This is a genomic window from Pseudomonas tensinigenes (assembly GCF_014268445.2).
Classification (GTDB): Bacteria; Pseudomonadota; Gammaproteobacteria; order Pseudomonadales; family Pseudomonadaceae; genus Aquipseudomonas; species Aquipseudomonas tensinigenes.
The window spans coordinates 1,932,810-1,957,364 of record NZ_CP077089.1; the positions used below are offsets into that span (position 1 = coordinate 1,932,810).

The following is a 24,555-nucleotide window of genomic DNA, read 5'->3' on the forward strand; positions in this document are numbered from 1 at the left end:
TTGCTTTTTCTTGCTTGAGCGATGTGGGGGCTTTGAAGACGCCTTCGCGAGCAGGCTCGCTCCCACAGGTTCGGTGGTGTGAACACAGCCTGGTGATCGACACCGATTCCTGTGGGAGCGAGCCTGCTCGCGAAGGCGTCAGCCGCCCCGACTCAGCACTCAAGGTGCGTCACAGAGGCGCGCTACTGCGGCACCTCCAGATTATCCATCACCCGATTCACCGCCAGTTCGCCGAGCATGATCAGTTGTGCAATCCCCAACAAAGTACGACGCTGCGACGCCGGTATGAGATGGGCGAAGTCATGGGCGATGGTTCTGGCTGAGGCAAGTGTTTCGCTGGCATCGGCCAGCAGTTCCTCGTTTTTGAAGTCGGCGGTGACGGCGTACATCCGGCGGGTTTTGCGTGGCGGTGGGGTGGAGCCGGGTGGGCAGAGGTAGTGATCGAGGGCGCGGTCGGCGGCTTCGTGGAGTTTTTTTGAATCGAGGGATTCGTAGGGGGAGGTGGGGTCGGTTTCGGGTGGGTTGGGTGTTGGTTTGATCATGGTGAAGCTCCTACAAGGTGGAGCCGCTAAAACCCGTCGCTAAACAGGTAAGGTGGCGGCTGGACGCAGGTTAGCGAACCGGGTGTAGGCGCCCGGCAGACCCGAAGGTCTCCCGCGCACAGCCGCCATAACGCAAATTGTAGATAAGCATCCACAGTCGAGTTTGGAGCGCTGGTGCGCCTACAAAGATTCAGGTCGCTAAACCCGATCGCTGATTCGTCAGCGACCGCACCACAATAGAACCCGCCCCCAAGGCGCACAAGCCGGCGGATTCTGGCGTAGCTGTAGGCAATGGCGCAAGGATGTGTAGCCTGTAAGACGTGTCTGAAGGTGTCTTTTAAACGCCAGCGTTTAAAAGGGATTTTGCGCTGACTTCACTGGCCCCTTCGCGAGCAGGCTCGCTCCCACATTTGGAACGATCGCGTTTTCCTGTGGGAGCGAGCTTGCTCGCGAAAGGGCCATCCCGGTCAGCAGAAAAACCTCGATAAGCCCCACTGTTTAAATCACTGATTAAATAAATCCGTCCTCTTTGTGGGTCCCCTTTGTGCTGCTAACTCCGCTGCCTTAATACGACAGAACCATTTTTATTGGCTCATCCTAAGACTGTTAGATTCATATGAGATAAATTGCCCGCAAGTTAGGCCAAGTTGCACCGCCACTGCCCGCACTTGAATGCGTCCAGTTTGCCGTGTAGATAAAGCCCGGTCCATGAGGCCCTGGGGAAGTTGATAAGGCGGACGCAACAGTCACTACCCAGTATGCTTTGGGGGATCCGTCCGAGATGAGGATGCCAGTGTAAAAAAACTCTCTAACATTTGAATCGTAGGGGAGCTGGATGGGACGGTACGCATGACTCAACGCTGTAATGATCTTTATTATTTCCGCAGCGTTTTTATGGTCGATCATAGTTCCCCCTACGGCGCTTATGCCAGCCGCGGCTGCTATAGACGTTGGAAATGTCTGCGCAGTTATTGCTAGTTCATAAACATGGGATGTCCTCACCTCGAAACTTATGGCCGCACTCATTGAATCTTTAACAGAGATTATTGTTGTGCCATTTCCGGTGCTACGGACAACACCTCTATCATCGACTGAAGCAATGGTTGGGTCTTCTGATTCGTATGTGTAGGGAGGAGTTCCTCCGCACGCGGCTCTACGCTCCATCGTCCCAATAGAATCGGCAGTTCGCGACCAGCGATTTTGCGGATCAGTCAAGACTACATTAGTACCATCCAAAATAAGGGGAGTGGTGTCGACGCAAAGTTTCGGCGTGGCCATGATGGTGTATCTCCTGATGGGGGCGGTCACCGCTTGATTTTCGTTGGTACTGCCGTCGTAGCTGATTTTGAATTCAATCCTTAACTTGGAACCGTCCTTCAGTGTGCGCAATTCCTCAACAGGGGCCAGTGGTAACAATCCATTCAGGTCGCCAGACTCCACAGTGACGCCGTCATAAAACAGTCGCTCATACGGATTGTCGTTCTCATCGATTCCGCTGTAGCGCAGCCAGACTTTCTGGCCGACGGCAATCAGTGGCCACTTGGCGATGCGCGTGCGGGCATCGTCGGCAAGATCGGTGAGATCCACCTCCTCGTCGGTAGCTCCATCGATGGTCGGGGTCGGCAGCTCGGCAGCTTCCGTCGGGATCGCCTGCACGTTGAGAACAAACTCCCCCGACTTCGTCGAGGCACCGTTACGAATTACGGTGTAGAACACAGTCACCGCCTTGCCCAGATTGAAGGCCACCACCGTGTTGGGGATGGGGATATCCTTTTCGCCCACCGTTCCCACTTCCACCGCTGTCGAAGTGTGCGAACCGCCGGCCGGGGTGCCGGCCGCGCCGGTCCAGGTGACGCTGATCTGGTCGGTGCTTGCCATGCCGGTGTAGTGCGGAACGACCACGGTCAGCTTGTCCTTGGCGGCGAACGGATTCAGGCTGTTGCTGCCAGCGGCTTCTTTGAGTGACGGTTGCAGTGGTGTCGCGAAAGCCTTGATCGTGTACGTCTTTATTGGCCCGACAATCGCGTCCGCTTCGACCTGACTCAAGGTCAGTGCCAGTTTGTAATGCAGCTCCAGATCTGTGTCGTGCCCCAGATCCTTCAAATAACTGTAGGGGATGACCTGCTCATATTTTCCGGTGTCGATCCAAGCCTGATAGACCGCGGAGCCCGGTACTTTCCACACCACGCGATCATGCTCATTTCCTTGAGCATTCTTGCCCTTGAGCACCAGCCGCACGGGGTGACCAGCTTTCATGAACGCCCACACCCCGGCGCGGAATGTCGCGCCCGCCGTGACCTTGCTCAGATCCAGCTCATCCCCCTCGGCCTGCACGATGCTGAGCTTGTCCAGCTCCGCAGCGGGCAGCGGTGTGACTGTCACCGTGAGCGCTAGCGATGGGAATTTGTGGGTTCCCTGCGTTACTTCGTATTGGAGCGTGAAAGTTTTCGCCGTGTTGCCGATGTTGGCGGCAATCGCTTCCGGCGGGATCAGAAATTCAACGCTGCCACTGGCGCCCCCCGGTTTGGGCGCGATGGTCGGAGAACCGGCGCCGGGCGTACCGGTCATGGTCAGTTGAATGCTGTGTTTGTCGCTCATGCCGGTGTAGGCCACGATTACCCGGCCACCGGTTTGGGCGTTGAGCGGTGCCAGGGTCACACTCGCGCCGGTGCCTGTGGCTTGCGGCATCTGCGGGAGCGGCAAGGGGTTTTCCAGCGCCACCCCGACACTGAATTCCAGCGGATTGGCATAGCTGGGTTCACCCCCCGCCGCGCGTTTGATGTAATACGACGCCGTGACCGTGCCGCCTTCATTGCCCTTGATCAGCGCGGCCTTGATGGTGAACGGCACCTCTTTGCCGGCGCTGAATTCGTTCAGTTTGATCGAGTCGCTGTCGGTGCCGGTTTTCGAGCCGACCCACTGTCTGAAGACCTCATCGCCCTTGACCGTGTTCAGATAAATCACGGTCAAGGTGGTGCCGTCGGTGTCGGCCGGCAGCACGCCGTCGACCACGCCGGCCACTTGCGGCTCCGGCAGTTCCAGGCGGGGTTCGCCGACTTGCAGGATCTCGGCGTGGATCGATTCGCGGATGGCGTGGGTGGCGTTGACCCGGTTCATCGTGCCGAGCAGCGAGTCTTCGATCAGCAGTTGGTAGTACAGCTCCAGTTTGCCGCCGTTGATGGGCGTCAGGTGCGCCGCACCGGGGACGTTGATGCGCAGCGGCTCTTTGGCCTCGATGTCGCCGTTGGTGATCGGGCGCAGCGGCAGGTCGGGCAGGTACGGGGTCAGTTCCGGGCGGGTGCCGAGCCAGAACAGCCTGATCGCCTGGCCGGCGGCGAAGGAGGTGTCGAAGGGGATTTCGATGCGCACCTGGCTCAGCGTCGGGTCGAGCGCGCCTGACACGGCGTCCAGTGCCACTGGGGCTTTAAGCCGCTGCACCTCGCCGATGGCGCTGATGAACTGGGTCCTGGCGCGCAGGTCGTCGGAGGCGTCGTGCTTTTTCAGGCGATAGGACAGGGCAATCTGGGTCTGGGCCAGTTGGCGCAGCACGGCGTTGGGCACAGGAATTTCGGGGATGCTGGGCACGCTGAGGAGGACTTTTGCCGGTAACTCAAGATTGATCGGTGCCCCTTCTTTCGGGGTGCCTTTGATCCGTACAAAAAGGGTGTCGCCGACCTCGAAGTCTTTTGGGGCTGGATGGGGGCGGTTCATGGCCACAACCTGCGCCGTGCCGTCGGCCTCGCCGAGTTTGTCGACGTCCAGTTTGTTGTTCAGCGCCTCCTTGAGCAGCGGTGCGCCCAACAGGGTCGTGTCGAGCGCCACCACTACGCGTTGTTCGGCACTCCAGTCCTCGGAGCGGTTATCGACCACATCGTAAACTTCGAAGGCCACGGCCAGACCGGCGTCGCCGGAATCGCCGCCCTCCTTGATGGTGTCTTTGTCGATGTGCACGATGATCGGTGTCTGACCCGTTGCCTGTTCGTCGGTCAGCGGATCACTGAGGACAAACACGCCGCCCCAGGTCACCTGAATCACGTCGCCGACGGCGGCATTTGGATAAGGCGCCGCGCCAGCGGTGCCGATGGTGATCGGCACGCCAGCGGCGACGTTGTCCTGATCGATGCCGCCGTCGAGGATTTCCCGGGGGATGCTCATGACAAGTTTGGAGTGGCCGGGCTCGTCATTATCGTCATCGCCACCGGGGCGGGTGAGTTTGACCCGCACGTTCATCACTTCCGAAGGCAGCTCGGGCGTCTGGTTCAGGCGGGTGACCGCGTAGGATACCGCAAACTGACCCTCGTCAATGCGTGACGCGGGCACAAACATCTGCAGTTGGGTACCGACTTCACTGCGGTCGATGGTCTCCTGCAGCACCTGCTGGCCGGCGCCCCAATAAATCACCAGCTTGTCGCCCACGCCCATCGGGCTCCACGGCCCGGCGCGGCACAACAGGCCCTGACGTGGAAAGTTGTCTCGCGCGGCGGCCAGGTTGATGCCCCAGACCTTGGGCGTCTCGGACACTGGCCCGGTGCGGCCGGGGATGTCGAGTTCCTTGAAGATCAGGGGGGTGTTGTCGGGCTGTCGGGTGGTGGACATGGGGGACTCCAAGGCGCATGGCGGTGGAGTGATTCAACGCTGGATGGGGGATTTGCGCACCTGTCAGATCTGACAGGTCAAGGCTGTTTTCCGACGATCGGTAGCCTCGTTCGCCGCCCGCTCAGGATTTACGCAGCGTTTTCTGGCGCGCGATATAGACCGTCACCAGCACCGCACTGGTCAGCATGAAGCCTCGCGCCCACGGTAGCGGCACCAGATAGCACGAGAACAGAATGCTGGCCCACATCAGCCCGATCGCGTAGATCTTGCCCTTGAGCGGAATGCCGTTGCCATCGAGGTAGTCACGAATCCATGGTCCCAGTCGTGGGTGTTCGACCAGCCAGCGATAGAAGCGCGGAGAGCTGCGGGCGAAACACGCCGCCGCGAGCAGGAGAAAAGGAGTGGTGGGCAAAACAGGCAGGAAAATCCCGATCACCCCCAATGCCACGCTGAGCCAGCCGATGGCCAGCAGGATGTAGCGCAACATCAGGGGGCGGTTGCCTATGGGATTGTCCATAGGCCGGATCTTAGTGGTGACGTGGCTTGAGGATCGCCGGTTTTTCATCAGGCGCCTGGCACAGCAGGTACAGCGCGGTCAGGGCTTCCGGGATCTGCACGATCATGTCGTCCATCAGGTTGGCGTCTTTGGCGATGTCTTCGAATTCCGGCTGTTCGTCGAACAGGCCCGAACCGACCATGATCGGCAGGAGCATTTCGCTGACTTCTTCTTCGGCGGTTTCGAACCAGGCCGCTTCACGCAGGAACACGCCTTCCATGAAGCCGATGCACCAGCCGCGCAGTTCGGAATCATCCGGCTCGTCGCCCAGATCCAGTTCGCATGGCAGTTCGAATTCTTCATCCGAAGCCAGTTGACGGGCGATGTGCGCCTTGAGGCCGATCAGGGTGGCTTCGATCTCTTCGCGCTGGGCGTCGCTGCTGTAATGCGGCTCTTCGGCGAACAGGGCGTCGATCCACTCACGCTCCGGTACGTCTTCTGCGCAGATCGACAGCGCGGTGAGGTAGCCGTGAGCGGCCACGTAATCCAGCGCCTCGTCATGCAGCTCGTCGGCGTCGAGGAAAACTTGCAGGCGGGTCAGTTGCTCAGCGAAGGACATTACGGGGCTACCTTGGGGAATAAACAATGCGGGAATTCTAGGCCTTCTTGCGCGCTCAAGCCAGCCGCATGGCAGATTTGACCTGCCATACCCTGCATACACCCTGTAGGAGCTGCCGAAGGCTGCGATCTTTTGATTTGCTTTTAATAAAGACAAGATCAAAAGATCGCAGCCTTCGGCAGCTCCTACACAGGTATCAGCGATTGTATCGACGGGTGTCGCCCTGCGCAGGGGAGGCCTCGGGTATACTGCCGCGTTTTGCGATCCCTGCCCGCATTGCGCGTGTCACGTAATGCGTTCTTACGTTTTGTTTAAGCAGCCGTGGCTGTCCTGAACCAGCCTGTGCAGGGATGTTTCGGTAGATTTTTGGAGTTTTTATGCTCGAACAGGCTCAACGCGTCCTCAAGGACATCTTCGGCTACGACAGTTTCCGTGGCCGTCAGGGTGCAATCATTGAGCGCGTGGCCAGCGGTGGTGATGCGCTGGTGCTGATGCCTACCGGTGGCGGCAAGTCCCTGTGCTTCCAGGTGCCGGCTTTACTGCGCGATGGCCTGGCGGTGGTGGTGTCGCCGCTAATCGCGCTGATGGACGATCAGGTCGCCACCCTCGAAGAGCTCGGAGTGGCCGCCGCCGCGCTGAACTCCACCTTGAGCGCCGAACAGCAGCGCGATCTCGCAGCGCGGATCAAGCGCGGTGAAGTGAAGATGTTGTATCTGGCGCCGGAGCGTCTGGTGCAGCCGCGCATGCTGTCTTTCCTGCAAGGTCTGAACATCGCCCTGTTCGCCATCGACGAAGCGCATTGCGTATCGCAATGGGGTCACGATTTCCGTCCGGAATACCTGCAACTGGGCCAGTTGGCCGAGATGTTTCCCGACGTGCCGCGCATCGCCCTGACCGCCACCGCCGACAAGCGTACCCGCGAAGAAATCGTCACCCGTCTGCATCTGCAGAATGCCGAGCGCTTCCTGTCGAGCTTCGACCGTCCGAACATCTTTTACCGCATCGTGCCCAAGGAGCAGCCGCGCAAGCAGTTGCTGGCGTTTTTGGCCGAGCGACGCAGCGACGCGGGCATCGTCTATTGCCTGTCACGCAAGAAAGTCGAGGAAGTCGCGGCGTTTCTCAGTGAGCAGGGCTTTCCGGCGCTGCCGTACCACGCCGGTCTGCCGAACGATCTGCGTGCCTTCAACCAGAAGCGCTTCCTCAACGAGGAAGGCTTGATCATGGTCGCCACCGTGGCGTTCGGCATGGGCATCGACAAGCCCAACGTGCGCTTCGTCGCCCACCTCGATCTGCCGAAATCCCTTGAGGCGTATTACCAGGAAACCGGGCGCGGCGGCCGTGACGGTCTGCCGGCGGATGCGTGGATGGCCTACGGTCTGCAAGACGTGGTGATGCTCAAGCAGATGCTGCAGAACTCCGAAGGTGACGAGCGGCACAAGCGTCTGGAGCAACACAAGCTCGACGCCATGTTGTCGTTGTGCGAAGAAACCCGTTGCCGTCGTCAGACCCTGCTCGCGTATTTCGATGAAGACATGCCCGAGCCGTGTGGCCATTGCGACAACTGTGTCGACGGTGTGCAGACCTGGGACGCCACCGAACCTGCACGTCAGGCCTTGTCGGCGATTTTCCGTACCGGTCAGCGTTATGGCGTCGGTCATCTGGTCGACGTGCTGTTGGGCAAGGACAACGAAAAAATCCGCAGTTTCGGCCATCAGCACCTGTCGGTGTGGGGCGTCGGCAAGGCGTTGAGCGAGAGCGAATGGCGCTCGCTGTTCCGTCAACTGGTCGCGCGCGGTCTGGCGGATGTCGACCACGAAGGCTATGGCGGCCTGCGTCTGAATGACAGTTGCCGACCGTTGCTCAAGGGCGAAGTCACGCTGGAGTTGCGCCGCGATCTCAAACCGCAGGTCACCGCCAAAACCGCCAGCAAGAGCCCGGCCAGCCAACTGGTACGCGGCGAAGAGCGCGAACAGTGGGAAGCCCTGCGCGCGCTGCGACGCAAACTGGCCGAAGAACATGGTGTGCCGCCGTACGTCATCTTCCCCGATTCGACGTTGCTGGAAATGCTCCGCAGCCAACCGACTTCACTGGCAGAAATGGCCCGGGTCAGTGGCGTTGGCGCGCGCAAGCTGGAACGCTATGGCGATGCTTTCCTCGAAGTGCTCGGCGGCGAGGTCGAGGCGCCGAAAGCGGTGGCCGACGTGCGCCACGAGCTGATCACGCTGGCTCGCGCGGGGATGACGCCGTTGCAGATCGCCGGTCAGCTGCAGTGCTCGGAGAAGAACGTCTACACCATGCTCGCCGAGGCGATCGGCAAGCAGCAGTTGTCGCTCGAGCAGGCGCTGGATTTGCCTGAAGAGTTGATGGGCGAAGTGCAGGACGCGTTTCTTGATGGCGAGGGCGAGTTGCCGTCGGTCGCCGAGGTTGCGGAGCTGTTTGCCGGGCGTGTGCCGGAGGGCGTGCTGTATTGCGTGCGGGCTGCGTTGCAGTCGGAATTCGAGATGTAATTTTGCCGTACCCTCACCCCAGCCCTCTCCCGGAGGGAGAGGGGGCCGATCGAGGTGTCTTGCGCCATACATCGACCTGAATGACCGAGTCGATTATGGATTCACCAAAGCACGTTCAAGTCGCTGAATATCCCGAGCATCCCCCCATTCAGTCCCCTCTCCCTCCGGGAGAGGGCTAGGGTGAGGGCCTGCCAATTCTGGATTCAGCAGAGCACTTCCAAGTCGCTGAATATCTAAAGCATCCCCCATTCAGTCCCCTCTCTCTCCGGGAGAGGGCTAGGGTGAGGGCCGTCCAACTCTGGATTCAGCAAAGCACTCCCAAGTCGCTGAATATCTAAAGCATCCCCCATTCAGTCCCCTCTCCCTCTGGGAGAGGGCTAGGGTGAGGGACCTCAAGATGTAACGATTCAGTACAGACCGCCACTTGCCTATAACTGCAGCTCATGCTTAGCTGGCTAATAATTAGATTTTCTTTATTTTCAGTCTAACCGTGAGTGTTTTATGCCGTTAACCGATCAACACCGCTTTGGCATGCAACTGGCCCAGATGTCCCGTGGCTGGCGTGCCGAACTGGATCGCCGACTGGCCGGGCTGGGTCTGTCCCAGGCGCGCTGGCTGGTGCTGCTGCATCTGGCGCGTTTTGAAGAAGCGCCGACCCAACGAGAGCTGGCGCAGAGCGTTGGCGTCGAAGGGCCGACCCTTGCACGCTTGCTCGATAGTCTGGAAAGCCAGGGGCTGGTGCAACGCCAGTCCGTGATGGAAGACCGCCGGGCGAAAAAAATCGTTCTCTGCGCACCGGCGCTGCCGCTGATCGAGCAAATCGAAACCATTGCCACACAGCTGCGTCACGAGTTGTTCGAAGGCGTCGACGAGGCGGATTTGAAGGTGTGCATGCGAGTTCACGGGCACATTCTGGGCAACCTGGAAAAATCTTGAGGCACATCCCCGTGCCGTATCTTTGAGAGATCGCGCTGAGCCGACTATAAGAACTACTGGGCAATATCGTGTTCGTACCGGATGTGCGAACGCATAGAAGTCGGTTTTGCTTATTTAAGGGATGCTCATGCTCGCAAGTCGGCACGTGGTACTGCGCGGTGGCGCCAAATGGCTGCTGGTCGTCGGTGTTTTCAGCTATTCGGCCTGGTCGATGGCCTTGGGGCTGGGTGATATTACTGTTCATTCAGGCCTTAATCAGCCACTCAAGGCTGACATCGCGTTGGTCGATGTCGGCGGGCTGACGCAAAACGATCTGGCGGTGCGTCTGGCCACGGCGGATGAGTTCGCCGAGGCCGGGGTCGAGCGAGTGTTCTTCCTCAACGACCTCAAGTTCATTCCGATCCTGCATGGCAATCGCCAGATGATCCGGGTGACCTCCAGTAAACCGGTCAACGAACCCTTCTTGAATTTCCTCGTGCAGCTCAATCAGCCCAATGGCCGTTTGCTGCGCGAGTACACGGTGTTGATCGATCCACCGGGTTCGCCGGGTATCGTGCCGGCCACCGATGAGCCGGATCCACTTGCGCAATCCTCCGGTTTTCCTACTGTCGAGCCTGCCGTGGCTGCGCCGCAGGCAGCTCAAGGCAAGCGCGATACCTTGCCAAAGCCTGCCACCCCGCCCGCCAACGATGCGCTGGCCGAGCAATTGGCCGCCAGTGTGTTGCTGGGCCAGCAACTGCAGAAGACTGTCGACGAACTCAATGCAAAACTGCAGACACAGGATGTGCAGATTGCCGACGGCAAGAAGCAGATCGCTGACCTGCAAACGCGCCTGGTCGAACTTCAGCAAGCGCCGCCACCGACTGTAGTGACACCCGTACCGGTTTCGCCCCCTGTTGTGACGCCGGTCGCGTCCGGCGATGACGGTTTGAACTGGCCATTGCTCGGTGGCTTGTTGCTGTTGCTGGGGGCACTGGCCGGGTTGTTTGTACACCGTCGACGGCTACAACAGACACCGGCTGACGAACCGCAGCCGCTCTTGCAGCAGGGCAGTGAGCCGGATTTGCCTGAAGCCGATAACGCAGGATCAGTCAGCGCTTCTGTCTCTGCCCAACATCGTGAAGAACCGGCGGCGGGTGATGTGCTGGAAGCAGTAGGGATCTATCTGGCCTATGGCCGACTCGGCGAAGCTGCCGGGCTGCTGCGCGATGCTTTGCACAAAGAGCCGGAGCGCACCGATATCGGTTTGCAGTTGCTTGAAGTACTGGGGCGCCAGGGTGACAGCGCCGCGTTTGAACAACAGGAAAGTCATTTGCGTGAGCTGGGCGTGGCTGTCCAGACGTTGCAGGATGTGCGCGCTCGACATCCGAAACTGGCAAGTGCCGCGCTGTTGGCCGGCGCGCCGCCGGTCATTGCGGCGGCCCCCATTGTCGTTGCACCACAGCTGCCGGAAGATGATTTCGAGTTGAATCTGGGCGAGCTGTCGATGGATTCCAGTTGGGATCTGGAGGACAGTCGCCCGGCCTCAACCGAACCATCGGCTGATACCTCGGCGCTGGGTTCCGGCCTGCGAGTACTGCCTCAGGATTTCGAGTTGCCGGAGGCGACCAGCGCAGACGCTGAGCTTGAGTGGATCCCCGAACCGGAGGCCGAGCCGCTGGATGAAGATTTTCTCAATGAATTTGCCGATACCGAGCCGTCACTGGCGTTGCAACCGCTGGACTTGCAGGAACCGGAGCCGGTACACGACGACAATTCCGGCAAGCTCGAACAGGCGCAGACGTGCATCGATGACGGTGACATCGACAGTGCAATTGCGTTGCTCAATGAGTTGCTCAAGGAAGGGGATGAGCCGTTGAAGCAAACGGCGCGGACGTTGCTGGCGGGGATTCGCTGAACCCGATGGTTTTGCGGTGTATTTTATGCCGCTATCGCGAGCAGGCTCACTCCTACAGGGGAACGCATTCCAATGTAGGAGTGAGCCTGCTCGCGATAGCGATTCGTCAGGCGACCTGATCAGAAGGTCTGCCCCAGATTCAGATAAACCGCCTGCTCATTCGCATCATTCAACCCATAACTGAAATTCAAAGGCCCCAGCGGCGTGTCGAAACCGATAAACACGCTGGCGGCGTTGATGTAGCCACTGTCGAACTCATTGTCGTTGTTCCACGCCCGCCCACGCTCCAGCGAGGCGCCGGCATACAGCGGGAAGTCCAGCGGCAGATAAGAGCGCGGCGTCAGACGGCGGTAGTACACCGCGCGCATCAGGCTGATGTTCTGTCCGGAAATCGCGTCCTCACGGAAACCCGACAACTGTCGCGCACCGCCGAGCAGGAAACTCGATGTCACCACGTTGGCGTCGTCCAGCGTGCGCCCGTAGCGCCCACCGAGAATCAGCGTATCCGGGCCATGGCTCATGGCTTTGTCGATTTTAAAGTCCCACTGCCGATAACGCGTGTCCGACCCCAGGCCCGGTTCAAACTGCGTCAGCGTCAGGCTGACGTCCTTGCCTTCGTGAGGGAAGTACACGTTATCCAGTGAGTCGTACGAATACTTCAGCGCATAGAAACCTTCGTTGAAGTTTTCACTCGGCAGATCCTGATCGCCAATGCGTACATCGGCCTTGCCCCACGCCTCACCGACGCCGAAACGTACTTCGCCGTTGTTGCCGATCTGTCGACCGAAGTTGAGGCCGAAACCGTAGCGCTCGACGCGGTACTGCGCGATCGGATCGTTGTCGAGCACCGCTTCAACGTTCTGCGCTTCGAACGAAGCATACGGCGCGACGAAGTAGCGCGAACCAACGTCGAGCGGTTGATAGAACTCGGTGTACAGCTCTTGTTTGTCGCCAATTTGCGCGCGGGTCAGCCATTCCGCGCCGAGGCGATTGATGCCGTTGATGCGATAGCTGGCACCGAGGTTGAAGGCGCTGTCGCCACGCATGTCGTCGGACAGGTTGAGGCCGACCCGCAAGTAATCGGTGCCGCTGCGTTTGCCCCGAGCGCTGATCACCAGGGTGTGATCCTCGCCCTTGTGCACCACGCGGTATTGCACCTGCTCGAAGTAGTCGAGGCCATACAAGGTGCCCATGTCCGAGTGCAGGCGCCCCAGATCCAGCGGCTCGCCGATGTGCTGGCGGATGTAATAGCGAATGACATCGTCGTCGACCTTCGAGTCGTTCTCGACGCGGATCGCGGTAATGATCGGCGTGCGCTGCCCCGGCGAGCGCGCGGCATTGAGTTCGGCATCCTGGGATTCGTCGGGCTTGAGCTGAGCAAGGCGCGCATCGAGGATCCGGGTTGCGCGGTAACCGGCGTCGATCATCTCCTGAGCCTTGCCGAAATCGGTGACACCGAACGCCGCCAGTGCGGGCTGAATCAGCACATCTGAGGATTTCAGCGCGGCCAGTTGTTCTTCGGAGTTACTGCGGGTCATCAGGGTGATCGACTGGTTCAGCACGTCGACCACGGTGGTCAGTTGTTTGCGATTGCGCAGCGGTGTGCCGATATCGACGACGATGGCCACGTCGACGCCCATTTCTCGTGCCACATCGAGAGGAATGTTGTCGGTCATGCCGCCGTCGACCAGTAGCCGGCCATTGAGTTCGACCGGGGCGAACACCGCCGGGATCGACATGCTCGCGCGGATCACCTGCGGCAAGTGGCCTTTGCGGAACACCACTTTTTCGCCATTGGAAATGTCGGTGGCTACGGCGCGGAACGGGATTGGCAGTTTGTCGAAGTCGCGGGTGTCGCTGGTGTGCGCCAACAGGCTTTCCAGCAGCAGCGCTAGGTTCTGGCCCTGAATCACGCCCAGTGGCAGGCCGAGGCTGCCGTCGTCGCGAAAGCTCAGCTTCTGTTTGACCAGAAAGTCGCGGTCATCCTGCTTGCGCCGAAACGGCACGTCTTCGCGCGGTGGGGCGTCGGACAGCGCGGCTTGCCAGTCAATGTTCAGCGCGAGTTTTTCCAGTTCATCAATCTTGTAGCCCGAGGCGTACAGACCGCCGATCACTGCGCCCATGCTGGTGCCGGCGATCGCATCGATCTTGATGCCTTGCTCTTCGAGCGCCTTGAGCACACCGATGTGCGCCAATCCGCGCGCAGCGCCGCCGGACAGCACCAGACCGACTTTCGGTCGCGGCGCCTCACTGGCATGGACAAGCAGAGGAAGGAAACCAAGCAGCAGGCAGAACAGCAGACGGCGCATTGTGAGTCTCGGGGCAAGCGTTAAAGCCGGCTATTATAGCGGCGCCCTCTGTCTCAGGAGTTTCAGCAAACATGACTGTCGCAAAAGCAGAAGTTGTCATCACCTATTGCACTCAGTGCCAGTGGCTGCTGCGCGCCGCGTGGCTGGCGCAGGAGCTGCTCAGTACCTTCGGCGATGACCTCGGCAAAGTCTCGTTGGTGCCAGGCACCGGCGGGGTATTTCACATCACCTGCGCCGGCGTGCAGATCTGGGAACGCAAGGCCGACGGTGGGTTTCCCGAGGCCAAGGTGCTGAAACAGCGGGTTCGTGATCAGATCGACCCTGAGCGCGACCTCGGCCACAACGACCGCACTCAGTGAGACGCGGCCTCGGCGGCGACGGTTTTCTTGGTGGCGCTGCCGGACATCCGCGCGGAAACGACGATGGCGATGATGATCAGTGCGCCGCCCATCAACATCCGTAGCGTCGGGTTTTCGTTGAACAGCAGCCAGGCAATGGTAATGCCGTAAACCGGCTCCATGGCAAACACCACCGCCGCCGTGCGTGCTTTGATCACCGCCAGACTGGCGACGAACAGGCTATGAGCGACGCCGGTGCAGAACACCCCGAGCAGGGCGATCCAGAGCCAGTCCAGTGCCCGCACTTCGCTGAGTTGCGGCGCCGCAACCGGCAGCAGACACAACGCCACCACGACGTTTTGACACAACGCTGCCTGCACCGCCGGTATGCGTCCGGAGCTGGCGCGATTGGTCAGCGACAGCAGCGAAAACAGCAGCCCCGAAAGCACCGACCAGAGCAAACCGATGGTCGCGCCGCTGCCCAGATCGAAGGCCGGGGTCACCAGAATCAGGCCGATGCTGACCAACACCACCAGCACAATTTCATTGGCACGGATGCGTTCGCGGAAAATCAGCCCTTCGAGAATCACCGTGAAGGCCGGGAAACTGGCGAAGCCCAATGTTGCGATGGCGACACCGGCGATCTTCACCGACAGGAAGAAACTCACCCAGTGCCCGGCCAGCAGCACGCCGCTGAGGGCGAGCCGCCGCCAATCCACGGCCTGAAGTTTCTGCCAGCCGTGCTGACTGGCAAAACGGGCGAAAAATGCCAGGGCGAGCACGGCGAACGCGGCGCGACCGAAGACGATCACGGCGGGGGACGCGGCAGCGAGTTTGCCGAACACACCGGTCAGGCCAAACATCAAAGCGCCTATATGCAGAGCGCCAAGGGCGGTACGCGGAGTCATTGCAATCCTTAATCCAGACACGGTTTCTTGTGATGATCGTCCCCATGCTCTGCGTGGGAATGCCTCTAGGGACGCTCTGCGTCCAGTGACGCGGAGCGTCACGGGCTACATTCCCACGCGGAGCGCGGGAACGATCAATTAGTCCATTGAACCGCGTCTCGGCCTACAAGTCTGTCGGCAGACTATCGTCTTTTGTCGCAGGAATCGCGCCGAAGCTGGCCGGGTGATGCACCGAACTCACGTAGGACCGCGGCCGAGAAGGCACTCTGCGAGCTGTAGCCGACGCGACTGGCAACTTCGCCGATCGGCAGGGCTGTGTCGCGCAGCAGTTGCACCGCGAGATGCAGGCGCCGACTGCGGATGTAATCCATCGGCGTCTGCCCGCATTCGGCCATGAACCGTACATGCAGGCGCGCGCTGGACAACCCGGCCACGCGCGCCAGATCGGCGACTTGCAGCGGATAAGCGGCGTTTTGCTCAATGTGCGCATCCAGCGCGGCGTAGGGCAGGCGACGTGCGACGAGTTCGCCAGGTTGCGTGTGATTGAGACTGGCCAGCAGCAATACCGCGCCTTGCTGCGCGATCAACGGATCGCTGACCGGACTGTTCGCCAGCCAGCTGACCAACTGGCTTTGCCCCGCATCGAGTGACAGTCGCGCCGGCAGGTCGAGCAAGCGTTGGCTGGCCTCGGCGTGCTCACCCAGCGAGTCCTTCACCCATTGCCCCTCAGGGATGTCGAGGACCAGACAGCGGCTGCCGTCGGGACTGCCGCAGGCATGATGAGCGCCGGACGGAATCACTACGAAACTCTGCTGACGCACCTGACTGCCACAACCCTCGACCTCGAAATCCAGTGCACCGGACAGGCCGAACACCAATTGCGCGTGCTCGTGGCTATGCGCGATCAAGTCGTGGGTGTACTGACGCAGGGTGAGGATCGGTCGCATGGCAGGTTGTCTCCGAAGTGGCCGTCAGTCTACACCGGCGCACACCGGATGCGTTGTCACAGGACTGACTCACGCCTGTCATGGTCGATTAACCGGGCAGGCGCAGAGTGGCGAAAACATCGCAGAGGGTTGCCCATGACCAGCGCCGAGCTCGCCAGACCCAGTCGCAAACAACGGGTGCGAACCCTGTGGATCTCCGACGTGCATCTGGGCACGCGCGATTGCCAGGCCGAGCACTTGTCGCAATTTCTCAAGGGCTACCATGCCGACAAGATTTATTTGGTCGGCGACATTATTGACGGCTGGAAACTGCGCGGCGGTATGTACTGGCCGCAGGCGCATACCAACGTGATCCGGCGTTTGCTGACCATGAGCAAGCGCGGCACCGAGGTGATTTACGTCACCGGTAATCACGACGAATTCCTGCGTCGGTATTCCAAGCTGATACTGGGCAATATCCAACTGGTCGACGAGGCGGTGCATGTCACCGCCGATGGTCGGCATCTGCTGGTGATTCACGGCGATCAGTTCGATGTCATCACCCGTTATCACCGCTGGCTGGCCTTCCTCGGCGACTCCGCCTACGAATTCACCCTGACCCTCAACCGCTGGCTCAACCATTGGCGGGCGCGGTATGGCTACGGTTACTGGTCACTCTCGGCGTACCTGAAACACAAGGTTAAGACGGCGGTGAGTTTCATCAGTGATTTTGAAGAAGCCATTGCCCACGAGTGTGTGAAGCGCGAGTTGCATGGTGTGGTGTGCGGGCACATTCACCATGCCGAGATCCGCAAGGTGGGGGAGGTGGATTACCTCAATTGCGGTGATTGGGTGGAGTCGTGCACAGCGCTGATCGAGCATTGGGACGGCACGATCGAGCTGTATCGGCTGGCGGATGCGCAGGCGCGGGAGGCGGAGCTCAAGGCGGCCAAAGTCGCCGAACTCGCCTGAGCGAAAGAGAACCCTGTGGGAGCGAGCCTGCTCGCGAAAGCGATAAATCAGGCAAAGCCGTGTCGCCTGACACTCCGCATTCGCGAGCAGGCTCGCTCCCACATTTTGGATTGTGGCGTTCTCAGGCGGGGCTGTGTTCCTCCATTGCAGCTTTGTAAATCGAGTTCTTCGGCTGCGCAAACAACCGTTCCATCATCGGCTCAAAGAAGCTCAACGGCAGCGCGTCATAGCCCGGATCAAACGCCGCCGCATCGTATTTGGCACAAAACTCGGCGGTCGCTTGATACTGCGGATGGTCGGCGAACTGCTCGCGCAGATGCCGATCCATGCCCAGGTGATGAAAGAAGTAATACCCCTGAAACACCCCGTGCTTCTCGACCATCCACAGATTCTCGGCACTGACGAACGGCTTGAGAATCGCCGCAGCAATGTCCGGATGGTTATATGAACCGAGCGTGTCACCAATGTCATGCAGCAACGCGCAAACCACGTATTCCTCGTCGCGCCCGTCACGAAACGCGCGGGTGGCGGTTTGCAGCGAGTGGGTCAGGCGATCCACCGGAAAGCCGCCGAAATCGCCTTCGAGCAATTTCAGGTGAGTCATGATCCGCGAGGGCAACTGTTTGGCGTAGGCACTGAAGTCAGCGGCGATGATCGCCCAGTCTTCCTGCGTACCGTCCTTCATATGGGTGAAGCGGGCATTGGCATTCATTGGCTGACCCTCATTCAGAACGCCACGCGACCCAGAATCATGTCGCGGTACATGACGAAGTCGCCGAGCAGGCTGTACAGCGGGTGCTGGAAAGTCGCCGGTCGGTTCTTTTCAAAGAAGAAGTGCCCGACCCAGGCAAAGCTGTAACCGGCCAGCGGCACCGCCAATAGCAGCAGCCAGGCGCCTTTGGCGATGGTCATCGCCAGAATGAAAATCACCAGTGTCGTGCCGATGAAGTGCAGACGCCGGCAGGTGCTGTTGCTGTGTTCGCTGAGGTAATACGGATAGAACTCAGCGAAGCTGCTGAAATGCTTGATGTTTTCCACGACCGCGTTCTCTGTGGTTATTGTTCTGGCGACGAGTTGTGCTGCGGGTAGCTTATTTGAGTCTAGAGTGATCATTGGCGTGGGCCAGTGACAATCGGCGCCACTTTAGTATCCTTCGCAAATCAGGCCGTAACATGCGGCCCCTCATGTAAAAGAAAAACGCCATGAGCGAACGAACGACTTCTGCAAGCTGGGCGATGGGGATTGTCAAAGCATTGGAGATGGACGGCCTGGATTGCCGGGTTCTGTTCAAGCAGCTGGGGCTTGATTACACGGCTCTGGATGATCCGGATGCGCGCTTCCCGCAAGATTCCATGACCCGGCTGTGGCAGCGGGCAGTCGAACTGTCCGGTAATCCGGCGATTGGCCTGAACATGGGCAAAGTGGTGCGACCGGCGTCGTTTCATGTCGCCGGTTATGCGCTGATGTCGAGCAATACCCTGGCCGAAGGCTTTCAGCGGCTGGTGCGTTATCAGCGGATTATCGCCGAAAGTGCCGACCTGAGCTTCCGTCTGCTGGAAGAAGGTTATGCGCTGATTCTGACCGTGCACGGCGACCATCTGCCGCCGACCCGGCAAAGCGCCGAAGCCTCGCTGGCCTGTGCGCTGGGCCTGTGCGGCTGGTTGACCGGGCGCACGCTGCATCCGGTCAAAGTGCTGGTGCAGGGCGCCGAACCCGACGACCTGGAACCCTACAAACAAGCCTTTCATGCACCGCTGATGTTCAACGCACCTTACGATGCGCTGATTTTCGAGCGGGCCGACATGGAAGCCCCGTTGCCTACGGCCAACGAGGCGATGGCGCTGTTGCATGACCGGTTTGCCGGGGAATACCTGGCGCGGTTTTCCGAAAGTCGCGTGACCCACAAGGCGCGACAGGTGCTGTGCCGGTTGCTGCCACAAGGCGAACCGAAGCGCGATACCGTGGCGCAGACTCTACATTTATCGCAGCGTACCTTGCAGCGGCGCTTGCAGGAGGAGGGCACCAGTTTTCAACAGTTGCTCGATGACACGCGCCGCGAACTGGCCGAGCAGTATCTGGCGCAACCGCGCATGACCTTGCTGGAAATCGCTTACCTGTTGGGTTTTGCCGATCCGAGCAACTTCTTTCGCGCGTTCCGCCGCTGGTTCGACACCACGCCCGGCGATTACCGGACGCGGTTGTTGCAGGCGCCGAGCGCGGTCAGTGACGCCAAAAGGCCGGAATACACAGTACAAACACCGTAATGATCTCCAGTCGGCCGAGCAGCATGCCGAACGACAGGATCCACTTGGCCGCGTCCGGCAGGGTGGCGAAGTTGCCGGCTGGGCCGATGGTTTCGCCCAGGCCCGGGCCGACGCCGGACACGGTGCTGGCGGCGCCGGTCAGCGCGGTCATCCAGTCGACACCGAGCAGCGACAGCAGCAGGGCGATCACGCAGATGGTGATGGCGAAGAAGAACGAAAAAGTCAGAATCGAACGGACGATTTCTTCGTCGAGGCGATGGCCGTTGTACTTCTGCTTGATCACCGCGCGCGGGTGAATCAGCTGATTAAGGTTGGCCTTGAGCAGGATGTAGGCGACCTGGAACCGGAAAATCTTGATCCCGCCAGCTGTCGACCCGGAACAGCCACCGACAAAGCCCAGATAGAAAAACAGCATCAGCGAGAAGTTGCCCCACAGGCTGTAGTCGCCAAGGGCAAAACCGGTCGTTGTGACCACCGACGTCACGTTCAGCGCCACGTGGCGTAGCGCCTCCAGCCAATGCAGGTTGGTCGTCCACCAGTACCAGGTGCCGAGCACCAGCCAGGTCACCAGCAACATGCCGAGCAAACCCTGCACTTGCTGATCCTTGATCAGCGCCTTGCGGTTGCCGCGCAACGTCGCCACGTACAGGGTGAACGGCAGGCTGCCGAGAATCATGATGACGACTGCGACCCAGTGCACCGCCGGTTGCGTCCACTTGGCCAGCGACTGGTCGGAGGTCGAGAAACCACCGGTGGAAATCGCCGACATCGCGTGGTTGATCGCGTCGAACGGGCTCATCCCGGCCCACCAGAACGCCAGGCTGCCGAGGATGGTGATGCCGACGTAAGCCGCCACGATCAGCCGCGCTACCATGTGCGAGCGCGGCATGACCTTTTCCGAACGGTCCGAGGATTCGGTCTGGAACAGGCGCATGCCACCGATGCGCAGCAGCGGCAGAATCGCTACCGCCATGCCGATAAAGCCGATCCCGCCGATCCAGTGCAGCAACGAGCGCCACATCAGGATGCCCGGGGACATGTCGTCGAGATGATTGAGCACGGTCGAGCCGGTCGCGGTGATGCCGGACATGCTTTCGAAAAACGAGTCGGTGTAGCTGATGTGCTGGGTCAGCAGAAACGGCAGCGCGGCGAAAATGCACACCACCAGCCAACTGCTGACCGTCAACAGGTACATGTCGCGCGGGCGCAGGTGAATGTGTTCCGGGCGGCCGGGAATCACCAGCGCGAGGCCGGCGACGAAGGTGATCATGCTCGCCCAGAGGAACGACGGCAGGTCGCTGGTGCGTTCGAAAATCACCAGAGTGGCCATCGGCACGACCATGGCCACGGCCAGGGTGATCAGGAAGATGCCGATGATGAAACCAATGATCCGTAAGGTCGGCAACGCCATGAAGTCCGCTCGGGCTGATGTGGGAAGGGCGCCATTCTACCCGTGGGGCAGGGCATGTAAACCGGCATCCTGTTGGCAGATGAAGCTAGAATAGCCGCACATTTTTCTCAGGAGGTGGCCGATGCAGGCTCTCGACGCGTTGCTCAACCGTGTTTCCGTTCCACGACTGGTCGAACCGGCCCCCACTGCCGAGCAGCGCGAAGCCCTGTTTGGCGCAGCGTTGCGCGCGCCGGATCACGGGCACTTGCAGCCGTATCGCTTTCTGACCGTCGAAGGCGCAGCGCGCGAGCAAATGGGCGAGTTGCTGGCCGAGGCTGCACAGCTGCAGGAAGGCGAAGTCACCGAAGCGATGATCGACAAGGCGCGCAACGGCCCGCTGCGGGCGCCGCTGGTGGTTGTGGTGATCGCTAAATTGCAGGAGCACGTTAAATATCCTAAGGCCGAGCAGTTGCTGGCGGCGGGGTGTGCGGCGCACGGTATTTTGCTGGCAGCGTATGCGCAGGGGATTGGTGCGGTGTGGCGTACGGGGGATCTGGCTTATTCGCAGCACGTGGCCAAAGGTTTGGGGCTGGGGGAGGGTGAAGAGGTGATTGCGTTTCTTTACCTTGGCACGCCGCAGAAGGAGCCTCGCGTAGCTGAGAAGGTCGACCTGAGCGAGTTCGTTAGTGTCTGGCCTGGTAAAGCCTGAAGATCAAAAAGCCCCTCACCCTAACCCTCTCCCAGAGGGAGAGGGGACTGATTGGGGGATGCTGTAGAAGTACGCCGACCTGAAAGTGCTCGGCTGAATCCAGAGTCGATAACGGCTCCGATGCATTTCGAGCCCAGAGTCGACGACGGTTCAAGTATCTTCAGTCCATAATCGACTCGGTTCTTCAGGTCGATGTATGACGCAAGACACCTCGGTCGGCCCCCTCTCCCTCCGGGAGAGGGCTGGGGTGAGGGTCGCTTTTAGCTCTTAAAGTTGCACCACCGCTCCCGGCACCAATGGCAATTCCAGACTCGCAATAAACCCGCCCTGCGGATGATTGGCCAGCATCAAACTCCCACCATGACGCTCCGCCGCTCGCCGCGCAATCGCCAGGCCCAGACCATGTCCCGCCGCCGTCTGCCCCGGCGCGCGATAAAACGGCTCGCCCAACTGACTTAAATGTTCGGCCTGCACCCCCGGCCCATGGTCGCGCACGCTGACGATGATTTTCTCGCCCTGACGCGAAGCCTGCATTTCAATCGCTTGACCCTCCGGGTTGAAGCGTTGAGCATTACGCAGCAGATTATCGACGGCACGCTCGATCATGGTCGGCCAGCCCTTCAGGTTCAACTGCGGTTCGGCATCAAGTCGGACAATCTGCTCGGGCGATCCAAGCTTCGCATCCTTCTGCAACGTGCCGAGCAACGCATTCAAATCCACCTCTTCAGCGCTGGCGTTGTCGGCATCGACGCGCGCCAATACCAGAATTTCACTGATCAACGCCTCCAGCCGATCACACTCGCGGGTCAGTCGTGGCCAGAGTTTCTCGCGTTCTTCGGGGTTGGCCCGTTCCGCCAGCGCCAAGGCAATGCGCAGCCGCGCCAGCGGCGAGCGCAATTCGTGAGACACGTCGCGCAACAGCTGCCGCTGGCTGCCAATCAGGCTTTGCAGGCGTGCGCCCATGCGGTTGAAATCGTTGGCCAGTACGCCGAACTCATCGCGACGGTTGGCCAGTTTCGCCAGGCTGTTCTGCTGATACGTGGTCTGCCCCAGATCATGCACCGCGCCGCGCAAACGGCTGAGCGGGCGGGTGATGGAGAAGGTCACCAGCAAACTGAACAGGGTCAGCACCACCAGCGCGATGCCCAGAGCGCTCAGTGGCCAAAGCAGACTTTCGCGGTGCCAGGAGTCGAGTTCCGGGTGCGGTATGCGGTAGATGAACAGGTAGGTGTCACCGGTTTTTTCACTGGTGAACTCATCGGTCAGGCGCCGCCATGGCAGGCGCCGGTCATCATTGTTCTGGCGTGCCTCAAATGCGGCGGCGCGGCGCGGGAAGGTGCCACGCACCACCGGGTCGCCGGATTCGTTGAGCACCTGAACGTCGATGTGATATTGGCGTTTGCGCTGTTCGAGAATGTCCTGGGCGGCTTCTTCGCCCTGAGCTTCGTAGGTTTGTGTCCATTCGCCGGCGAGGGTGTTGAGGCCCGGATGGCGGCTGAGGATCCACGCGTCCTGATTGAGCATATGTCCGAGCAGAATGGACAACCCGGCCACCAGAGCGATGGCCAGCCAGAAGCTCGCGAGAATACGCCAGAACAATGAACGCACAGAAAATCCTCAATCAAACACAAATCTAAAATGTGGGAGCGAGCCTGCTCGCGAAAGCGGTGAGTCAGACAAGTATCCGTTGACTGACACACCGCTATCGCGAGCAGGCTCACTCCTACATTGGATCGGTGGAAAAAGACCCGACGGTGTTTAGCCGTCGGGTCCGGGGTCAGAACATTATTGCGCCTTTTGCGCCTGTTGCGCTTTCCACGCCTTGAACTCGGCCCATTCGGCGCGACGCTCGGCCTGTTTCTTCTGGATCTCGTCGAATTTCTTCTGTTGATCCGGTTTCAACACGGCGCGGACATCGGTCTCGGCTTTCTTGTGGTTGGCGGCCATCTCGTCCTTCATGGCTTTCTGGTCAGCCGGCGAGAGTTTTTCCAGGTACTTGTCGACCACTTGCTTACGCTCGTGCATCTGCTCGCCCATGATCTTGCGGATCTGCTCGCGTTGTTCGCGGGACAGGTCGAGTTGGCTGTACGGACCTTTGCCGTGCATGCCGTGCATCTGACCGCCGTGGCGTGGGCCGTCAAGCGGGCCACCCATCGGGCCGCCGTCTTGCGGCATGGCCATGGCGACGGTTGGCAGAGCGGCAGCGAACATCAGAGCGATAAGAGTCTTGCGCATGGTGTATCTCCTTGTCTCGTTCCCGGTACGTTCCGGATGAGTTCAGATTACGGAGATCAAGGTCAGCGGCGGTCAGCACTGCGTAAAGCTTCGGTAAAGACGCTTCGCGTCCAGCCTTACACATACCCTGTGCAGGAGCTGCCGAAGGCTGCGATCTTTTGATCTGTCTTTTAAAAACAAGATCAAAAGATCGCAGCCTTCGGCAGCTCCTACAGTGGGAATGGGCGCGGTTCAGAGGCTATAGAAGTAACCGCGGCTGCGCAGGGCGACGATCCGTGGACGCCCGTCGGGGTGCGGGCCGATCTTTTTGCGCAGGTTGCTGACGTGCATGTCGAGGCTGCGGTCGTACAGGGTCAGCTTGCGGCCGAGGGCGAGCTGCGCCAGTTCCTGTTTGTCCAGCGGCTCGCCGGGTTGTTTGAGCAGGGCTTCCAGCAGGCGACTTTCGGAGACGGTGAGAGTCAGTTCTTTCTCATCAATGCTGACGACGCCGCGCACCGGGCTGAAACTCAGGTCGCCCAGTTCGAGTTGCGTCGACACCGCCGCCGGATGACTGCGGCGCAACACGGCGCGCAGACGGGCGGTCAGCTCACGTGGGTCGCACGGTTTGGCCAGATAATCGTCGGCACCCAGTTCGAGGCCGAGGATACGGTCCAGCGGCTCGCCGCGGGCCGACAGCATCAGCACCGGCAGGTCGGCGTGGTCGTTGCGCAGTTGCTTGAGCAGTTCCAGACCACTGCCATCGGGCAGCATCACGTCCAGCACCACTGCCGCCGGAGCTGTTTCGGCCAAGGCCTTGCGCGCACTCTGGCCATCGTGGCAGGCGCGCACATGGAAGCCTTCCTGGCTCAGCCAGCTACTCAGGAGTTCGCACAACTCCTGGTCATCATCAATCAGTAACAGCTCGCTCATGA

20 protein-coding genes are annotated in these 24,555 nt (G+C 60.2%); 7 read left to right on the forward strand and 13 right to left on the reverse strand.

Annotation, left to right across the window (positions count from 1 at the left end):
• Nucleotides 1-182: 182 nt before the first annotated feature.
• The 4 genes from HU718_RS08515 to HU718_RS08530 form a co-directional block, all read right to left on the reverse strand.
• A complete protein-coding gene (locus HU718_RS08515) occupies nucleotides 183-542 on the reverse strand; it encodes a DUF6124 family protein (RefSeq protein WP_217868267.1) in 360 nt (119 codons plus the stop codon).
• A gap of 612 nt (nucleotides 543-1,154) precedes the next feature.
• On the reverse strand, nucleotides 1,155-5,138 hold the full coding sequence (locus HU718_RS08520; RefSeq protein WP_217868269.1) for an immunoglobulin-like domain-containing protein: 3,984 nt from the start codon (nucleotides 5,136-5,138) through the stop codon (nucleotides 1,155-1,157).
• Between the two features lie 121 nt (nucleotides 5,139-5,259).
• Entirely contained in the window at nucleotides 5,260-5,655 is a 396-nt protein-coding gene (locus HU718_RS08525; RefSeq protein ID WP_102901778.1) for a YbaN family protein, read from the reverse strand.
• Nucleotides 5,656-5,665: 10 nt separating this feature from the next.
• Nucleotides 5,666-6,253: a UPF0149 family protein gene (locus HU718_RS08530; protein WP_016984205.1), complete on the reverse strand. Its 588-nt coding sequence runs from the start codon at nucleotides 6,251-6,253 to the stop codon at nucleotides 5,666-5,668.
• 377 nt (nucleotides 6,254-6,630) lie between these two features.
• On the opposite strand from HU718_RS08530, the gene recQ reads away from it, so the two are divergent.
• The 3 genes from recQ to HU718_RS08545 all read left to right on the forward strand — a co-directional run bounded on the left by recQ (nucleotide 6,631) and on the right by HU718_RS08545 (nucleotide 11,593).
• On the forward strand, nucleotides 6,631-8,760 hold the full coding sequence (recQ, locus tag HU718_RS08535) for a DNA helicase RecQ (protein ID WP_186616395.1): 2,130 nt from the start codon (nucleotides 6,631-6,633) through the stop codon (nucleotides 8,758-8,760).
• 501 nt (nucleotides 8,761-9,261) lie between these two features.
• The gene (locus HU718_RS08540) at nucleotides 9,262-9,696 is read left to right on the forward strand and encodes a MarR family transcriptional regulator (RefSeq protein ID WP_016984207.1); all 435 of its coding nucleotides are present in this window, start codon (nucleotides 9,262-9,264) and stop codon (nucleotides 9,694-9,696) included.
• Nucleotides 9,697-9,823: 127 nt separating this feature from the next.
• Nucleotides 9,824-11,593, forward strand: a complete 1,770-nt coding sequence (locus HU718_RS08545; protein ID WP_186616394.1) for a motility hub landmark protein FimV — start codon at nucleotides 9,824-9,826, stop codon at nucleotides 11,591-11,593.
• A 119-nt stretch (nucleotides 11,594-11,712) separates the two neighbouring features.
• On the opposite strand, the gene HU718_RS08550 is transcribed toward HU718_RS08545, so the two are convergent.
• On the reverse strand, nucleotides 11,713-13,902 hold the full coding sequence (locus HU718_RS08550) for a patatin-like phospholipase family protein (RefSeq protein ID WP_186616393.1): 2,190 nt from the start codon (nucleotides 13,900-13,902) through the stop codon (nucleotides 11,713-11,715).
• A gap of 71 nt (nucleotides 13,903-13,973) precedes the next feature.
• Between HU718_RS08550 and HU718_RS08555 the strand changes: the two genes are divergently transcribed.
• The gene (locus HU718_RS08555; RefSeq protein ID WP_038363724.1) at nucleotides 13,974-14,261 is read left to right on the forward strand and encodes an Rdx family protein; all 288 of its coding nucleotides are present in this window, start codon (nucleotides 13,974-13,976) and stop codon (nucleotides 14,259-14,261) included.
• Here HU718_RS08555 and HU718_RS08560 read toward each other — a convergent pair.
• Both HU718_RS08560 and HU718_RS08565 read right to left on the reverse strand, forming a co-directional pair.
• Complete coding sequence (locus tag HU718_RS08560; protein ID WP_150708299.1) at nucleotides 14,255-15,148, reverse strand: DMT family transporter; 894 nt, start codon at nucleotides 15,146-15,148, stop codon at nucleotides 14,255-14,257. The genes HU718_RS08555 and HU718_RS08560 overlap by 7 nt on opposite strands.
• Nucleotides 15,149-15,330: 182 nt before the next feature.
• The gene (locus HU718_RS08565; RefSeq protein WP_186616392.1) at nucleotides 15,331-16,095 is read right to left on the reverse strand and encodes a helix-turn-helix transcriptional regulator; all 765 of its coding nucleotides are present in this window, start codon (nucleotides 16,093-16,095) and stop codon (nucleotides 15,331-15,333) included.
• Nucleotides 16,096-16,230: 135 nt separating this feature from the next.
• Between HU718_RS08565 and HU718_RS08570 the strand changes: the two genes are divergently transcribed.
• Nucleotides 16,231-17,046, forward strand: a complete 816-nt coding sequence (locus HU718_RS08570; RefSeq protein WP_007919701.1) for a UDP-2,3-diacylglucosamine diphosphatase — start codon at nucleotides 16,231-16,233, stop codon at nucleotides 17,044-17,046.
• A gap of 121 nt (nucleotides 17,047-17,167) precedes the next feature.
• On the opposite strand, the gene HU718_RS08575 is transcribed toward HU718_RS08570, so the two are convergent.
• Both HU718_RS08575 and HU718_RS08580 read right to left on the reverse strand, forming a co-directional pair.
• A complete protein-coding gene (locus tag HU718_RS08575; RefSeq protein ID WP_186616391.1) occupies nucleotides 17,168-17,758 on the reverse strand; it encodes an HD domain-containing protein in 591 nt (196 codons plus the stop codon).
• A gap of 14 nt (nucleotides 17,759-17,772) precedes the next feature.
• The gene (locus HU718_RS08580) at nucleotides 17,773-18,084 is read right to left on the reverse strand and encodes an Mpo1-like protein (protein WP_150795336.1); all 312 of its coding nucleotides are present in this window, start codon (nucleotides 18,082-18,084) and stop codon (nucleotides 17,773-17,775) included.
• Nucleotides 18,085-18,248: 164 nt separating this feature from the next.
• Here HU718_RS08580 and HU718_RS08585 point away from each other — a divergent pair, with 164 nt between their 5' ends.
• Complete coding sequence (locus HU718_RS08585; RefSeq protein ID WP_202883842.1) at nucleotides 18,249-19,310, forward strand: AraC family transcriptional regulator; 1,062 nt, start codon at nucleotides 18,249-18,251, stop codon at nucleotides 19,308-19,310.
• Here the strand turns inward: HU718_RS08585 and HU718_RS08590 are convergent.
• Nucleotides 19,267-20,721 carry a TrkH family potassium uptake protein gene (locus HU718_RS08590; protein ID WP_186616390.1) on the reverse strand — a complete coding sequence of 485 codons (1,455 nt, stop codon included), beginning with the start codon at nucleotides 20,719-20,721 and terminating at the stop codon, nucleotides 19,267-19,269. The genes HU718_RS08585 and HU718_RS08590 overlap by 44 nt on opposite strands.
• A 121-nt stretch (nucleotides 20,722-20,842) precedes the next feature.
• Between HU718_RS08590 and HU718_RS08595 the strand changes: the two genes are divergently transcribed.
• Complete coding sequence (locus tag HU718_RS08595; protein WP_095122772.1) at nucleotides 20,843-21,409, forward strand: nitroreductase family protein; 567 nt, start codon at nucleotides 20,843-20,845, stop codon at nucleotides 21,407-21,409.
• Nucleotides 21,410-21,676: 267 nt separating this feature from the next.
• On the opposite strand, the gene HU718_RS08600 is transcribed toward HU718_RS08595, so the two are convergent.
• From HU718_RS08600 to HU718_RS08610, 3 genes are all read right to left on the reverse strand, one after another.
• Complete coding sequence (locus tag HU718_RS08600) at nucleotides 21,677-23,017, reverse strand: sensor histidine kinase (protein WP_186616389.1); 1,341 nt, start codon at nucleotides 23,015-23,017, stop codon at nucleotides 21,677-21,679.
• A 177-nt stretch (nucleotides 23,018-23,194) separates the two neighbouring features.
• Nucleotides 23,195-23,644, reverse strand: a complete 450-nt coding sequence (locus HU718_RS08605) for a Spy/CpxP family protein refolding chaperone (RefSeq protein ID WP_016987938.1) — start codon at nucleotides 23,642-23,644, stop codon at nucleotides 23,195-23,197.
• A 231-nt stretch (nucleotides 23,645-23,875) separates the two neighbouring features.
• A complete protein-coding gene (locus HU718_RS08610; RefSeq protein WP_016987937.1) occupies nucleotides 23,876-24,553 on the reverse strand; it encodes a response regulator transcription factor in 678 nt (225 codons plus the stop codon).
• Nucleotides 24,554-24,555: the final 2 nt, after the last annotated feature.

Excerpts from the sequence above, each read along its gene's own strand:
- HU718_RS08545 (WP_186616394.1), top strand. The coding sequence starts at position 9,824 with ATGCTCGCAAGTCGGCACGTGGTACTGCGCGGTGGCGCCAAATGGCTG.
- HU718_RS08520 (WP_217868269.1), bottom strand. The coding sequence starts at position 5,138 with ATGTCCACCACCCGACAGCCCGACAACACCCCCCTGATCTTCAAGGAA.
- HU718_RS08555 (WP_038363724.1), top strand. The coding sequence starts at position 13,974 with ATGACTGTCGCAAAAGCAGAAGTTGTCATCACCTATTGCACTCAGTGC.
- HU718_RS08610 (WP_016987937.1), bottom strand. The coding sequence starts at position 24,553 with ATGAGCGAGCTGTTACTGATTGATGATGACCAGGAGTTGTGCGAACTC.
- recQ (WP_186616395.1), top strand. The coding sequence starts at position 6,631 with ATGCTCGAACAGGCTCAACGCGTCCTCAAGGACATCTTCGGCTACGAC.
- HU718_RS08585 (WP_202883842.1), top strand. The coding sequence starts at position 18,249 with ATGAGCGAACGAACGACTTCTGCAAGCTGGGCGATGGGGATTGTCAAA.
- HU718_RS08565 (WP_186616392.1), bottom strand. The coding sequence starts at position 16,095 with ATGCGACCGATCCTCACCCTGCGTCAGTACACCCACGACTTGATCGCG.
- HU718_RS08550 (WP_186616393.1), bottom strand. The coding sequence starts at position 13,902 with ATGCGCCGTCTGCTGTTCTGCCTGCTGCTTGGTTTCCTTCCTCTGCTT.
- HU718_RS08530 (WP_016984205.1), bottom strand. The coding sequence starts at position 6,253 with ATGTCCTTCGCTGAGCAACTGACCCGCCTGCAAGTTTTCCTCGACGCC.
- HU718_RS08570 (WP_007919701.1), top strand. The coding sequence starts at position 16,231 with ATGACCAGCGCCGAGCTCGCCAGACCCAGTCGCAAACAACGGGTGCGA.
- HU718_RS08575 (WP_186616391.1), bottom strand. The coding sequence starts at position 17,758 with ATGAATGCCAATGCCCGCTTCACCCATATGAAGGACGGTACGCAGGAA.
- HU718_RS08590 (WP_186616390.1), bottom strand. The coding sequence starts at position 20,721 with ATGGCGTTGCCGACCTTACGGATCATTGGTTTCATCATCGGCATCTTC.
- HU718_RS08605 (WP_016987938.1), bottom strand. The coding sequence starts at position 23,644 with ATGCGCAAGACTCTTATCGCTCTGATGTTCGCTGCCGCTCTGCCAACC.
- HU718_RS08525 (WP_102901778.1), bottom strand. The coding sequence starts at position 5,655 with ATGGACAATCCCATAGGCAACCGCCCCCTGATGTTGCGCTACATCCTG.
- HU718_RS08560 (WP_150708299.1), bottom strand. The coding sequence starts at position 15,148 with ATGACTCCGCGTACCGCCCTTGGCGCTCTGCATATAGGCGCTTTGATG.
- HU718_RS08595 (WP_095122772.1), top strand. The coding sequence starts at position 20,843 with ATGCAGGCTCTCGACGCGTTGCTCAACCGTGTTTCCGTTCCACGACTG.
- HU718_RS08540 (WP_016984207.1), top strand. The coding sequence starts at position 9,262 with ATGCCGTTAACCGATCAACACCGCTTTGGCATGCAACTGGCCCAGATG.
- HU718_RS08515 (WP_217868267.1), bottom strand. The coding sequence starts at position 542 with ATGATCAAACCAACACCCAACCCACCCGAAACCGACCCCACCTCCCCC.